Below are 613 nucleotides of genomic sequence, written 5' to 3' on the forward strand. Positions count from 1 at the left end.
GCAGACCGCCGGCAAGGGACTTGATGACCGCCCCCTGCTCCACCCTCAGCGTCACGCCCGAGGCAACGGTGAGGTACCTCCAGGCACTGCTGCGGCCGTTCAGTGCCAACGGCAGCCCACCGAGCGGGATCGTCGTGTCGGTGACCAGCGTGCCCGTCACGGAGATCGCGTTCACCTGGTTTCCCGAACCGGAATTGCCCCGTAACAAGGCCCCGTCGAGTTTGTCACCCCTGACGTCGACCGCGACCCCACCCGCACCAGTCACGGTGTTGTTCTGCACCACCGGCACCGGGATCTGCGTACCAGACCCGACCGGAACCCCCGTCGCAGTGACCGAGATCCCATCCCCGGACGTATCCCGCACCGTGCAGTCCTCGACTCGAACCGTTGCCGTTCCAGCATTCGAACCCGAACGATCAACGCTGATACGAATCGGCGACTGAACCATCGTCACGTGCGACAGATCAACAACATTCGCGCGCGGGCTCGAATAGCCCCGCTCGTCAACCGTGGCGATCCCGTACGACGCGTAACGGACCTCCGCGAACCGCACCGTCGCCGACCCGCCATCGAGCACGTGCACACCGCTCCAGCTCGAACCCGAAGCATCACT

At 65.1% G+C, this 613-nt stretch carries 1 protein-coding gene; it reads right to left on the reverse strand.

Annotated elements, in window-relative coordinates:
• A partial coding sequence (locus CGE01nite_RS16795) for a hypothetical protein (protein ID WP_141371785.1) occupies positions 1–583 on the reverse strand: 583 nt, incomplete at its 3' end.
• Positions 584–613: the final 30 nt, after the last annotated feature.

Source organism: Cellulomonas gelida (genome assembly GCF_006538725.1).
Classification (GTDB): domain Bacteria; phylum Actinomycetota; class Actinomycetes; order Actinomycetales; family Cellulomonadaceae; genus Cellulomonas; species Cellulomonas gelida.